Source organism: Candidatus Nitrotoga fabula (assembly GCF_905221025.1).
GTDB lineage: Bacteria > Pseudomonadota > Gammaproteobacteria > Burkholderiales > Gallionellaceae > Nitrotoga > Nitrotoga fabula.
Map to the genome: position 1 here is coordinate 64,881 of NZ_CAJNBL010000008.1, position 12,759 is coordinate 77,639.

Below are 12,759 nucleotides of genomic sequence, written 5' to 3' on the forward strand. Positions count from 1 at the left end.
GGAAATTGGATGTGTGCTGCTGCTCACCATTCACGCGAAACCGGAAATTCATTTATTGGGGCAAACCCCGGCGCCGAACCTGCATCCGTATTCCGGGCAAAAGTCCGTCCGCAAAAACATAATCCCGACTTGACAGCTTACTGCCCACGGATCTTCACCCGCGCGATGGCAATGTCCTCAAAATGATCGATTTCTTTCCAGCGATAGCGGGAAAAGTCAAACGGTATCCATTCCAGGTCTGGGTTACCGATCAGCTTGCGCATGATGGAAAAGTAATAGGTATGTGGTTTGTTGAATCCCCGCCGCATGCGCTGATCGAGCAAGTCCGCGAACATGCGCGCAGCATCCGCAGAGAGCTTGAACACGCACGCATAGACGCCACTGTAACCGGAAAAATTGACACCAAAGTGCGTTACACGGGTGTCATTCACTGCAATATTGATTTCTTTGGGGTCCAGAATGCTGCTGTCGTATGCAATCAGCAGCTCGGCTTCGGCTGGAAACAGATCCGCTGCCAGTTCGCTGGAAAGTACTACATCTCCATGTATGATCATCAGAGGTTGATCGAATGAAGAGCGCGCAAACCACAGCGAAGCGCTGATGCAGGTGATGTCAAAGAACGGGTTAATGAAAATCTTGCAGTTATCGAGAAACGGCAGGATCATTTCGTTTTTATACCCCAAAACAACGTGGATGTCCGCGTGGGGATCATTGTTTCTGATTTGCCGTAACAGCCTTTTGATCAAAGGTTCGCCATGAATATCAATCAGACATTTTGGGAGTCCGCCAAGCTTGCTCCCCATGCGTTTTCCAATGCCTGCCAGAAGGATCAGATAGCGCATGAATTAAACCGGGCAGATTAAAGCGATCATCTCAGCGCAGATTCATCCAGGATGCCAATGCAGGGCTCTGGGTACGCGCTGGCGATGGTGATTCTGCAGTACCGAAAAAGGCTTTCCGGGAGCCCTCTGCAATCAGATTCAGACAACCCGGGTCGAGCAAAGAGACAGGCCTGGCGCCATGCTCTTGAATATACTCATGCTTGGCCAAAATACGCTTTTCCAGATTGGCTCTCAGTATTCTGAAACGTGCGTCAATGTTGGATACTGCTCGCGGATTCTTTGTCAAAGCCATCTGAAAATGTCCTGCAGCATCCGGATAATCCCTCAACTCCAGTTTGCCATCCGGCAGGAGATTGAAAAAATACAGCAGATTGCAATGATTTCCCGAATCCAGATGATATGCGTACAGTTCGAGTCCACGTGAACTCACGACAAGATGATACGTGTCGTCCGTTATTGAAAATGACCGGGCAATACCCCATTTTCGGCTGTCGGGCTGACTTGCCGTAAAGTTCTGCGAAAACACGAAGTCATGAGGCTTTGCAAACAAATTGACCCCGGAATACCGGAACCCGGAGTTCGCTTCAATGCCAAGGAGAGCAAGACAGGTTGGCGCGATATCTATCGTACTGGCCAGGGCTTGCCTGACTCCTGGAGCCAGGCCGGGACCGCTTATCGCAAGTGGCGCCCAGGTGATTTGCGTATACGGCTCCGTGGCATGCACCATGCCGCCTTTGAATCCATGCGTCCAGTAGTCATCGCCATGGTCGCCATACAGCACGATGGTCGTATTTTCAAGGAGACCTTTTTTCTCGAGCATCGCCAGCATTACGCCAATCGCATCATCCGCCATTTTGCATGCACGCCGGATCTGATCTGTCAGCCCATCAGCAATTGACGCCAGCGCCAGGCTATGCTCGATATGAGTGATGAGATCCCATACATACAGGGCAAAAGGCGCTTCATCGGTTAATTTGTCAAAGCGATCGAGCAGGGTCGGAAAATCATTCGTGCTCCACACCGGAGGAAGATCATCGGTCCAGGAATCCAGCTTTGTCGGGTTTGCCGGATAAAACGCATTGAGGCATATCAGATTCGCGTGGTAACCATGGCGCTGAAGAACGGAAAAAAGATGCGGGTTGTTTCCCGCAGGGCACATCCCCTCGAATTCCGGTTCTGCATCAAATTCAAAATCATTGCCATAGAAAAGGTAAGTGACCACCATCAACGTGGAAGTCGCCGATGAGAAATAATTGTCGAACACGGTCGCATCCCGCATCAGACGCCGCGTATTGGGAAACGACGATGCAAAAGAAACCAGCCGTTGCCGGGTGATGCTTTCAAGGTGAAGGATGATCAGATTTTTCATCAGAGCCGCGGAAGCATAAAATTTCTGACATACGCTTGTTCAGGCCAACAAGGATGTCCCTGGAGACTTTAGCACAAAAATTAATTCGAGCACTCACGACAGAATGGTTTTTTTATACTTCAGAAATAACACTCAAAGGCATTACAATCCAGAAGAAGCGCCGGAAGAGTTATGGCAAAACAGATCGGCGCAGCATCATCACCAACCGCCAGCCCATCGAACAACGTCCGGCTATCGTCGATGCCAGAAGTCGTATTGGCGACTGGGAGGCAGATACCATCATCGGCCAGAATTACCGACAGACCATCGTCAGCTTGGGCAAGCGAAAGACCGCCAAGACGGTGACAAAAACAACTACCAGCCTGCTCAACCCACACCAAAGACGGGTGCATACGATTACTTCCGACGACGAGCGAAAATTCGCCGAACACAAGGAGATCAACAACCAACTGGATACAGACTTCTATTTCGCCCACCCTTACGCTTCATGGGAACGAGGAACGAACGAGAATACGAATGGACTGATTCGACAGTACTTTCCCAAAAACCGGGACTTTACCACGATTACACAGCAGAAGATGGGTGCAGCAATGGAAAGATTGAACAACCAACCCAGAAAGCGACTTGGATACCAAACACCTAATCAGGTATTCTTCAAGTCAGGCGTTGCACTTCACATTTAAATCGGCGAGAACTAATAAAACCATGAACTGTCCGTTATTGTTATCAATAGGTGAGAGATTGTGAAAAAAATTATATCAATCATATTATGCGGAATGTTTTTTCTTTTTTTACCTACACTGGCAGCGCCTGTACAGCCAGCTAAGCTGCCCTCTAAACCCGGGGCAATTCAAATAACGTCCCAGGCATCGGATATTTCAACTAACCTCAAGTTACAGCAGCAAAAACTCGAGTTTTTCAAAGAGCGGCTTGACCTGCAAGACAAACGGATTAGTGACCTTAATTTTTATCTGTCTTGTTTTGGTGTGTTAATGACCGTGATAGTGGTGTTCTTTAGTTTCCGTTCAACTAGGGAAGCAGTGCAGGCTGCAAAAGACGAAGCCCGAAATGAAGTTAAGGCACAAGCAAAAAATATTATTGAATCCTGGCTTGACAAGGATGGCAAGCAGGAACTCGTTAAAAAAGTTGAAGATACGCTAAATCCTAAGATTGCAATAGCTTTGGGTGAAATCGATAACAAAGCAACTAATGTGCTCAATAAACTGGAGGATGAAAGACGTACAACTCAAATGATTAATGACAAGAGTTTGGAACTCCAAGCGCGGCACGAGAGAGCAATGATTAATCTTAGCCACTCAATTGATACGACTAAACCATTAAGTGAGAAACAGAGAGAGAAGGTGCAAGAAGCAGCACAGGAAATAGAATCCAGAGCACCCAATAAGTACCGCTTCGAAGATTGGAACATGCTGGGTATTCAAGCTTTTGAATCTGCAAAATATGAGGTTGCGTTAACGCAATTTATTAGGGCCGAAAAAGTCTCTTCTGAACCGATTCAGCTGTCAAAAGCACTGGTAAACAAGGGCGCCGCGCTCGCCCAGATGGGGCGGAACGAAGAGGCAATTGCCGCCTACGATGAGGTGGTGCATCGCTTTGGCGAGGCGACGGAGGAGCCGTTGCGTGAGCAAGTGGCTACAGCGTTGATGAATAAGGGCAAGACGCTCGGCAAGATGGGGCGGGACGAAGAGGCAATTGCTGTCTACGACAAAGTGGTGCGGCACTTCGGCGAGGCGACGGAGGCACCGTTGCGTGAACAAGTGGCTACAGCGCTGGTGAACAAGGGTGGTACGCTCGACCAGATGGAGTGGAACAATGAGGCAATTGCTGCCTACGATGAAGTGGTGCGGCGCTTCGGCGAGGCGACGGAGGCGCCGTTGCGTGAGCAAGTGGCTACAGCGCTGATGAACAAGGGCAAGACGCTCGGCAAGATGGGGCGGGACGAAGAGGCAATTGCTGTCTACGACGAAGTGGCGCGGCTCTTCGGCGAGGAGAAGGAGACGCCATTGCGTATGAAAGTATCTGAAACGCTGCTGAGCAAGGGCGTTGTGCTCGAGAATATAGGGCGGAGCAAAGAGGCAGATGCTGTCTACGACGAACTGGCGCGGCGCTTAGGTGAGGAGAAGGAGCTCCCATTGCTTAAGCCAATGATTTTGATTATAATATGGATGTACAAGAGCGTTAGACGTTTATTCTCTTGGTCAGTTTCCAACCGGCGTCGACATAAAAAGTGAATCGCCCGGGGATGCCCAGAATTTTATGTAAACAGATAACTGTTTACTGCTCAGGCTGTGCCAGCGAGATAGCTATCCACGTTCTCCTGCGTAATCACGTCAATGCCTGTATCAACCGCCTGAGGGATCTGAACGCCCAGCGATGCTTGCCATAACATCAGGACTGATATCGAACCCTGCATTTTCGGAATGGTTGCTGAGGAGGAGTCGATCACGCCTTCTTTAATGGCATCGAGTATGGGCTTGATCCCATCCATGCCAACTACTTTTACTTTGCCGGCCTTCCCAGCCATTTTGATAGCGCTTGCAATGCCTATCGGACCGGAAGCATCGCAGCACAAGAAACCGCTCAGATCAGGATGCAATTCGAGAACAGCCGAAGCTTGTTGGCGGGCGGTCTCAATGTCGTCATTATCAATGCCACCGTCCACAACAGTTATACCGGAATATTTTCCTAATACCGCCAACTGGGCTTCGTATCGTTCCTTGTGATTGGGTGCCGTGGGATATCCCTGCATCACAGCCACTTTGCCAGCGTACCCGATCAGCTTGGCAAGACGCTCGGCCGCAATGATTCCCTGCTGAGTAAAGTTGTTGCCGACGCTCGTGATACTGCTATCTAGCGATGGTGAATCAAAAAGAACCACCGGAATACCTTGGTTCCTGATGCGGTTGAGCGCCGTCATATGGCCTACTGCGTCAACGGGATCCACAGCGATGCCACTCGGGCGACTCTTCGCGGCCTGCTCCAGGATCGCGTTCTGCTCGACGACGTCAGCAACGGATGGCGGCATATAGTTGACCACAACCTCCACACCAAGCTTATGGCTTAGAATTTTGGCCTGGGCCTGCGCACCTTTATTCACCTCGTCGAACCAAGGATGCGAGACTTTTGGGACAATGATGAATCGAAGTGCATTTGCCATTTTGGAATTACCCCGTTTAACCGGACGGTTTACTAATCTTCTGCAGGGTATCAAATCTGCTGTCTGACGCAAAGATTTTTCTGATTTTCCAAGCCTCCTTTCAAAATTATTGGGTGATTGCTGACCGATTCCACTATGCCGCCGGTATGAGTTAAGTGGACAAACTGGTCAAAAATACCTTGGGCATGGCAAAAACGAGGCATCGAAAGGCGCATGATATGACGGCACAAATCACCACACCGAATGATTTTAATGACTGCAAGCTGAACCGGGTGGAACCGGAACTGGTTTTTATGCAGTTGATAAGTCTCGGTTACCCGTTTAGCATTAAGTGGAAGATAATGCACACAAATTATTTGTTCGTACTGGGACGCAACAACTGTCCGCCCGACACAAATATGCTGGATATAGCACGCGACCTATACCCGAACCCAGAATGCAAAAGCACTTAATCTCCGAGGGGTGTTAGACAAGCGCATCCTTAAAACGCAATCATTTATCCAGGCCTCTCAGCTTTCAATGTCAAACCTGAATCTGCAAACATGGCTGCCTTTGGCCATACATTTTTCATGGTTTACCCCACTGCCGGTAAAGGTGGTTAGCAAGGCCAGATCAAAATGACATATTTCCGGGTTTTTCATCGCAAGGTTATGGAAAACACAGTTGTCCGCCTCAATAACGGGTAACCCGCCGGTCATGGCAATGCTTCGGGCGCTATAACCAAGCGACTCCATGATTTCTGCAAGCTTTTCCACCCTCTGTGCGCCAACCTGGAGCCCAGGATTCTGGGCAAGCAGCTGCTGGGCGACTCTCGCTCCCATCGCTTCCAGCCGCGTTCTTAGCCCTGATACCCCGGATTCCTGGGCGATGGATTCGACCAGTAATTGCGCAAACAAGGAATAATGACGCGGAAAGAATTCCATTCCTTCCTCAGTCAGCACGTAAAGCTGTTCTGGTCTTCCTCCGGAGGGACGCATTATTCCCAAAGTTACGAATCCATTGCTTTCCAACGTAGCGATGTGTTGACGCACGGCATTCCGGCTGATATCCAGATGTACTGAAAGCTCTTCCAAAGTCAGGCCACCCTTGTTTTTTTGCAGAAGTCGCAAAAGTTGCTGCTGGCGACTCCCTAACATTTCTAGCATTCCAGATTCCTTCAGCATGTTTGTTTTTCAACAATTTCCTGTTTATTGTAAAACAGACTACGTGCAGGGTGAAATCACAATTTTCCACACATTTGGAGCTGGCATCCAATACAGAGAAGGATGCAAAAGACCAAGACCGGATCGCCCACAGAAACTGATCCGGTCCGAGATTAGGCCATCTGAAATTCCCAATAACAGGACAGCAAGGCTGCCTTCACACACGAGAAGCAGGATGACCGCTACCCATTCCTCGCCAATACTTTATTGTACTTGCACCTGCCCCTGCATGCTGGGATGAAAATCACACGAGTAATCTTGAATCCCCGTTGATTCAAATTTCACCTCATGCTGTTCCCCACCCTTGATCAGACCGGAGGAAATAAAACGCGCATTTTTTCCGGGTGTCACGGTGTGGGGAACGTCATCACGGTTCATAAAAATTATGCTCTGACCGCGTTGAATTTTGATGATATCGGGTTGATACTGAAAAGCATCAATATTTACGATAACAGGTTGCTTGGCATCAGGATGCGCCGCGTGTGTTTCAGCTGTGTGGATGACACCAATTGTCATCAAAACAGCCAGTGCCCAGTGGATCCTTACAGGAAATGTTATAAGCATTTTCATCGTGCAGCGCATGTCTTCAAACGGACAGTATCCATAGGTTGCGTGTTTCCTTACTCAGCTGTCCGGAGGGAACGGCATGAATAGCAGGATCCAGCGTACCGAACACAGCACGTATGGCTGCAGCATGCGCAGATTCGTCCGGCAGGATAGTCAGTCCGGCAGCAATCAGGTCTGGTGTGCGCAGCTTTCTGACAGCACTGGCGTAGGCAAGCACTGCATCCACTTCCAGCGCAAGCGCCAGTCTGGCGATATTGGCGTCTGAATCAAGATTTCCTTCCTTCGCCTGGATGTAGGCGGAAAGATCATAGTTTTCCCTTGCCTTGACGGGAGTACCGCCAAGCCCATTGATCGTGGATATAAAAATATCACGGTGCTGGATATGATCTGCCTGATTGCGCAATGCCAGTGTTTTGATGACATTTCCAACTTTACTGTCACTCAATTTTCCAGCAGCCACCCCATAGGCCCAGATTGCCTGATTTTCCAGATCAAGAGCCGCATTCAGAATGGCCAGATCATGCCGGGTATCGTTACCCGTACCGGCATTGGCACTGTTCACGGTTGTCAGGCTGATTGCAGCAAGTGCACTGACGGCAAATCCAGCCTTGAGGGCAGTGCGGCGTGCATTATTCAGTGGGATGTCTTTTCTTTTCATGGTTATATCCTCAGTATTGATGGTTCGATTTGGATGGTCCTGTTGTAGGACAGGTTTATTCTAACCATACATTAAATAACTTTCAACATATATTTATTGTATAACTGTGTAATATACTTTTAACCTTAATCAAAACGACAACACAAAAATTGCAATCAGGTTATCTGTTGAAACCCTCACAAAGCAGAGAGCCGGTTTGTATTTGCCATTCCGCCCGAAAGAGATCATGCTTTGCCGTAGAATATCGTCCTGTGGGCAGGTTCACTGTATACACTACACTTCATGCGATCCAAGGTGGAATCATGAGCGACAATCAAGATCAAAAAATGATGGGGCTGGCATACCAGCAAGCATATAAATCCTATTTGGAAGGGGGGGTTCCCGTTGGAGCCGTCATGGTAAAAGATGGCGAGGTGATCTCGGCTGGACACAATAGACGTGTGCAGGATGGAGACCCGACAGCACATGGCGAGATTGACTGTTTACGCCGGGCTGGTCGTCAATCCAGCTATAACGGAGTCACCTTATATACTACGCTCAGTCCGTGCATGATGTGCAGTGGAGCAATTCTCCAGTTTGGAGTGACTCGTGTTGTGATCGGAGAAAATCGTAATTTCCGTGGCAACATCGAGTTTCTCCGGAGTCACGGTGTTCAGGTAGATTTGCTGGAGGATAAAAAATGCACGGAATTGATGGATAATTTCATCAAAGAAAAACCGGGTCTCTGGGACGAGGATATTGCGGGTCGAACCGACGTATGAATCCAGCTTCTTCATACCATTTCCAGAAACAGAAAAACCATATCCACGCCGGGCAATCCATAAAATGGTAGCATTTCCGATCGAATCGTATGGCAAACCGGTTTTGCGTTATTCGGTGCCCGTTGGATCACCTTCAGTTTGTTAAATTTAACCCAGGCAATTTTAAAATCAGCCCTAGCAAGGAAGCCGAAAAGCTACCCCTGCATGCGCATCCTGCCATACTGCACGGCTTCGGCAATATGGGCGGGGGTAATATTTGCACTGCCCGCCAGGTCAGCAATCGTGCGCGCGACTTTCAGGGTTCGGTGATAGGCGCGAGCAGATAAGTTCAGGCGGTGAATGGCCTGCTGCAGCAGAACCGCGCCCTGTTCGCATGGCACACAGAAAGTGTCCAGTTCGCTGACCGTAAGTCCTGCATTGGGTTTATTCTGGCGGTGTAATGCCCGCTGCCGCGCAGCATTCACGCGAGCGCGAATATCGCTGCTGAATTCTCCGTCTGTATGTCTGAGCAGGTTTTCCTGCGGCACGGCCGGAATTTCGATCAGTATGTCGATACGGTCCAATAGCGGGCCGGAAATTTTCCCGCGATAGCGAGCGATCTGATCCGGGGTACAGCGGCATTTGCCGTTGTAATGACCAAAATAACCGCAGGGACAGGGATTCATGGCAGCAAGCAGCTGAAATTGCGCGCGGAAATCCGCTCGGCGCGCCGCGCGCGAAATAGCGATCCGCCCGCTTTCCAGCGGCTCGCGCAAGACTTCCAGCACTTGCCGCTCAAATTCCGGCAATTCGTCCAGGAACAGCACTCCATGCATCGCCATCGAGATTTCACCGGGACGCGGGTTGCTGCCTCCGCCGACCAGAGCTACGGCGGAAGCGGTGTGATGGGGAGCACGGAAGGGGCGGATTTTCCAGCGGCTGATGTCGAACATTCCGCCCAAAGACTGCATGGCAGCGCTCTCCAATGCCTCGGTCTGGGTCATGGCCGGGAGGATTCCCGGAAAACGCTGCGCAAGCATGGATTTTCCGGTACCGGGCGGACCACTCATCAATACGCTGTGTCCACCGGCAGCAGCAATTTCCAGCGCACGCTTGGCTTGCCCCTGTCCCTTAACTTCGCGCATATCCGGATAGTCCTGCCTTTCCATCTGCGCGCTGCTTGTCTGACGTGCAAGCGGAGCATGCCCGGACAGATGGGCTGCGACTTCCAGTATGGAGCGTGCAGGATACACGGCTGCATCCTCTACCAGGGCGGCTTCGACTGCATTGGTTTCCGGCAGGATAAATCCCCGGCCGTTGGATGTCGCGTGGTAGGTCATGGCCAGCGCTCCGCGTACCGGCCTGAGTTCCCCCGTAAGCGCCAGCTCACCGGCAAATTCATAGTCACCCAGATGGGTGGAGGGGATCTGTCCGGATGCGGCGAGGATACCCAACGCGATCGGCAAATCAAAGCGTCCGCTTTCCTTGGGCAGATCGGCAGGAGCAAGGTTGACCGTAATACGGCGGGATGGAAACTCAAACCGGCAGGTCAGCAAGGCTGCTCGCACGCGATCCTTGCTTTCCTTGACTTCAGTTTCAGGCAGACCAACGATGGTAAAGCTCGGCAAGCCATTTGCCAGGTGCACCTCTACCGTAACCAGCGCGGCATCCATGCCGGAAAGGGCACGGCTGTATAGTACCGCGAGGCTCATTATCCCGGTGCTGCGCTATGGTTCAAACCGCAGCTAGCCGTTACTGGCTGTATCGCCACCCACAAGAGGGTTATGCTGAACTTCAAGGGCAGCGACCCTGGCTTCAAGCGCCTCCAGTTTTTCCACGGTCCGTGCGAGCAGCTGAACCTGGACATCAAATTCTTCGCGCGTGACCAGGTCCAGCTTGGAAAATCCCTGTGCCAGCAGGGCGCGGGCGTTCTTCTCAACATCTTTTGCCGGGCTGCTGGCTACCGCTTTGCTGATTTTATCGGAAATTTCATCAAAGAATTTTGTCATGGTGTCTCTCCAAACGGGTAAATGAGAAATTGCAGTGTAACAGACTTGCCTGCACTGTTGGGACAGCGGGGTGCGTTTGCTATGTGGATTACAGTCCGAACTCCAGACGCATTATGAACTACTTACCCTGAACGGGCCAGAAGCTGCCCGGATGCAGCAAATCCTGCACAGGGAGCAGGATTTCAGCGGAAATCACCCACCGCTATTCGTTGCACAGAGCACTGCTTTTCTACGTCGAACCTGATGGCGAGCCTGCCGGTCGCAAAAAATGTACTATCGGCATCTACCATTGAAGCGGGCGATCTGGAATAATCCTGATGACGTGCAATCCTATAGACCGCACGGCGCAGATGAACCGCTGAAAAGGAGAAAACGGCATGTTCAGGGATCGCAAAGATGCAGCCTGTAAACTGGTACAAAAACTGCTCCGATATCGCGGCACGCATCCCCTGATCCTGGCGATACCGCGCGGTGCAGTGCCCATGGCAAAAATCATTGCCGAGACACTGGATGGAGAGATGGACGTGGTGCTGGTGCGCAAGCTGCGCGCGCCGGGAAACCCGGAATTTGCCATCGGTTCCGTAGACGAATCCGGCTGGACCTATCTTGCCGAATATGCCGAACAAATTGCCGGAGGCCAGCAATATATTGAGGCCGAAAAGACTGCGCAACTTGAGATCCTGCGCCAGCGCCGCGCCAGCTACACTCCGGTGCATTCCGCGCTTGAACCTGCGGGCCGCACCGTCATCGTGGTGGATGATGGGCTGGCAACCGGCTCCACAATGATCGCCGCGCTGCATGCCTTACGTGCACGGCATCCGCAGAAACTGGTTTGCGCTGTGCCAGTTTCGCCGCCCGATACCCTGGCCAGGGTGTCCTCCTATGCAGACGAGGTAATATGCCTGCTTGCACCGGAATCATTTTCTGCAGTGGGACAGTTTTACCAGTCCTTCCCCCAGGTGAGCGACGAGGAAGTGGTGCAGATCCTGGCGGCATGCAGGCCGAATCCGAGCCACCAGCAATCCTCTGAAAAATGATTCGTCCTGTACAGGCCGGCAGATAGACCTGGAAACAGCATGCGTACTATTTTCCGTCCGCAGCTGGTCAACGGCCCGGCAGGCGATATCGCGTTGTTCATAGACTGCCAGTTCGAACAGCGCGCCCTGCTTTTCGACCTCGGCGACATCCGGGCATTACCCCCACGCAAACTGCTGCGCATCCGCCATGTATTCGTCAGCCATACCCACATGGATCACTTCATCGGTTTTGGCTGGCTCCTGCGTCTCATGCTGGGCCGTGAAAAAACTCTGCATCTGTATGGCCCTCCCGGTTTTCTTGCCCAGGTAGAGCACAAGCTGTTCGCTTATACCTGGAATCTGGTACAGAACTATGCCACCAACCTGACCCTGATTGTTACCGAACTGGACGGCAGCGATACCGCGAAGCGCGCCAGCTTCTGCTGCTGCCGCGCATTTCGCCGCGAGCATGCATCCTGTGTGCCGGTTCCAGGAAATCTATTGCTGCGTGAGCCTGCCATGCAGGTGCGCTACGCATTGCTGGATCATGGAGGCATCCCATGCCTGGCCTATGCTCTGGAAGAAACCGCCCATGTCAACCTGTGGAAAAACCGCCTGCACGCACTCGGCCTGGCTACAGGCCCCTGGCTGCGCGACCTGAAACAGGCGGTATTGTGCAATGCCCCGGAGCAGCAAGCAATACAAGTAAGCTGGCGCGAAAAAAATGCCGGGCAAGAGCGTAGCGTGCCCCTGGGAGAACTGAAATCTGCACTACGCATCGTGCCGGGCCAAAAAATTGCCTATATCACCGATGCCGCGTGGCACGAAAATAACCGGAATGCCATGGTTGAACTGGCAAATCAGGCAGACCTGCTATACATCGAGGCCGCCTTCATGGAGCGCGATGCCGCGCACGGGCAACGCAAATCACATCTGACTGCACGCCAGGCGGGGGAAGTGGCGCGGGCAGCCGGGGCAGGCTGCGTCATCCCGATGCATTTTTCCTCGCGCTACAGACCCTGCGACTGGCCGCTGCTACGCGCGGAAGTCGCAGAAGCTTTCGGCGGGAAGGTGCTCTGACCGGATAGTATACGATCCATGCCAGACTGAGATTGGATTGTGATCCGTAACCCTACTCCCGGAAATCCATAGCAGAATTCAACCGGCACGAGGACAGG

Annotated in this window: 13 protein-coding genes; 5 read left to right on the forward strand and 8 right to left on the reverse strand. The window is 51.6% G+C overall.

Annotated elements, in window-relative coordinates; all coding sequences use genetic code 11:
* Window positions 1-137 precede the first annotated feature (137 nt).
* Both KJA68_RS03375 and KJA68_RS03380 read right to left on the reverse strand, forming a co-directional pair.
* Window positions 138-842, reverse strand: a complete 705-nt coding sequence (locus tag KJA68_RS03375; protein WP_213035527.1) for a phosphocholine cytidylyltransferase family protein — start codon at window positions 840-842, stop codon at window positions 138-140.
* A gap of 31 nt (window positions 843-873) precedes the next feature.
* A complete protein-coding gene (locus KJA68_RS03380) occupies window positions 874-2,211 on the reverse strand; it encodes a sulfatase-like hydrolase/transferase (RefSeq protein ID WP_213035528.1) in 1,338 nt (445 codons plus the stop codon).
* A gap of 53 nt (window positions 2,212-2,264) precedes the next feature.
* On the opposite strand from KJA68_RS03380, the gene KJA68_RS03385 reads away from it, so the two are divergent.
* Window positions 2,265-2,894 (forward strand): IS30 family transposase, encoded by a 630-nt coding sequence (locus KJA68_RS03385; RefSeq protein WP_213035529.1) that lies wholly within the window; start codon window positions 2,265-2,267, stop codon window positions 2,892-2,894.
* A gap of 60 nt (window positions 2,895-2,954) precedes the next feature.
* On the forward strand, window positions 2,955-4,463 hold the full coding sequence (locus KJA68_RS03390; RefSeq protein ID WP_213035530.1) for a tetratricopeptide repeat protein: 1,509 nt from the start codon (window positions 2,955-2,957) through the stop codon (window positions 4,461-4,463).
* A gap of 50 nt (window positions 4,464-4,513) precedes the next feature.
* Here KJA68_RS03390 and KJA68_RS03395 read toward each other — a convergent pair whose 3' ends face one another.
* The 4 genes from KJA68_RS03395 to KJA68_RS03410 form a co-directional block, all read right to left on the reverse strand.
* Entirely contained in the window at window positions 4,514-5,389 is an 876-nt protein-coding gene (locus KJA68_RS03395; RefSeq protein WP_213035531.1) for a substrate-binding domain-containing protein, read from the reverse strand.
* A 509-nt stretch (window positions 5,390-5,898) separates the two neighbouring features.
* Entirely contained in the window at window positions 5,899-6,534 is a 636-nt protein-coding gene (locus KJA68_RS03400; protein ID WP_213035532.1) for a helix-turn-helix transcriptional regulator, read from the reverse strand.
* Window positions 6,535-6,795: 261 nt separating this feature from the next.
* Window positions 6,796-7,161: a cupredoxin domain-containing protein gene (locus tag KJA68_RS03405; RefSeq protein ID WP_213035533.1), complete on the reverse strand. Its 366-nt coding sequence runs from the start codon at window positions 7,159-7,161 to the stop codon at window positions 6,796-6,798.
* Between the two features lie 16 nt (window positions 7,162-7,177).
* Entirely contained in the window at window positions 7,178-7,816 is a 639-nt protein-coding gene (locus tag KJA68_RS03410) for a ferritin-like domain-containing protein (RefSeq protein WP_213035534.1), read from the reverse strand.
* Between the two features lie 302 nt (window positions 7,817-8,118).
* Here KJA68_RS03410 and KJA68_RS03415 point away from each other — a divergent pair, with 302 nt between their 5' ends.
* Window positions 8,119-8,577 carry a nucleoside deaminase gene (locus tag KJA68_RS03415; RefSeq protein ID WP_213035535.1) on the forward strand — a complete coding sequence of 153 codons (459 nt, stop codon included), beginning with the start codon at window positions 8,119-8,121 and terminating at the stop codon, window positions 8,575-8,577.
* Between the two features lie 194 nt (window positions 8,578-8,771).
* Here the strand turns inward: KJA68_RS03415 and KJA68_RS03420 are convergent, their stop codons facing one another.
* Both KJA68_RS03420 and KJA68_RS03425 read right to left on the reverse strand, forming a co-directional pair.
* Window positions 8,772-10,268 (reverse strand): YifB family Mg chelatase-like AAA ATPase, encoded by a 1,497-nt coding sequence (locus KJA68_RS03420; RefSeq protein WP_213035536.1) that lies wholly within the window; start codon window positions 10,266-10,268, stop codon window positions 8,772-8,774.
* Between the two features lie 33 nt (window positions 10,269-10,301).
* Window positions 10,302-10,565, reverse strand: coding sequence for an accessory factor UbiK family protein (locus tag KJA68_RS03425; protein WP_213035537.1), 264 nt, complete (start codon window positions 10,563-10,565; stop codon window positions 10,302-10,304).
* A 377-nt stretch (window positions 10,566-10,942) separates the two neighbouring features.
* On the opposite strand from KJA68_RS03425, the gene KJA68_RS03430 reads away from it, so the two are divergent.
* Together KJA68_RS03430 and KJA68_RS03435 are read left to right on the forward strand one after the other, a co-directional pair.
* Window positions 10,943-11,602 (forward strand): phosphoribosyltransferase, encoded by a 660-nt coding sequence (locus KJA68_RS03430; RefSeq protein WP_213035538.1) that lies wholly within the window; start codon window positions 10,943-10,945, stop codon window positions 11,600-11,602.
* A 39-nt stretch (window positions 11,603-11,641) separates the two neighbouring features.
* Complete coding sequence (locus KJA68_RS03435) at window positions 11,642-12,661, forward strand: ribonuclease Z (protein ID WP_213035539.1); 1,020 nt, start codon at window positions 11,642-11,644, stop codon at window positions 12,659-12,661.
* Window positions 12,662-12,759 lie beyond the last annotated feature (98 nt).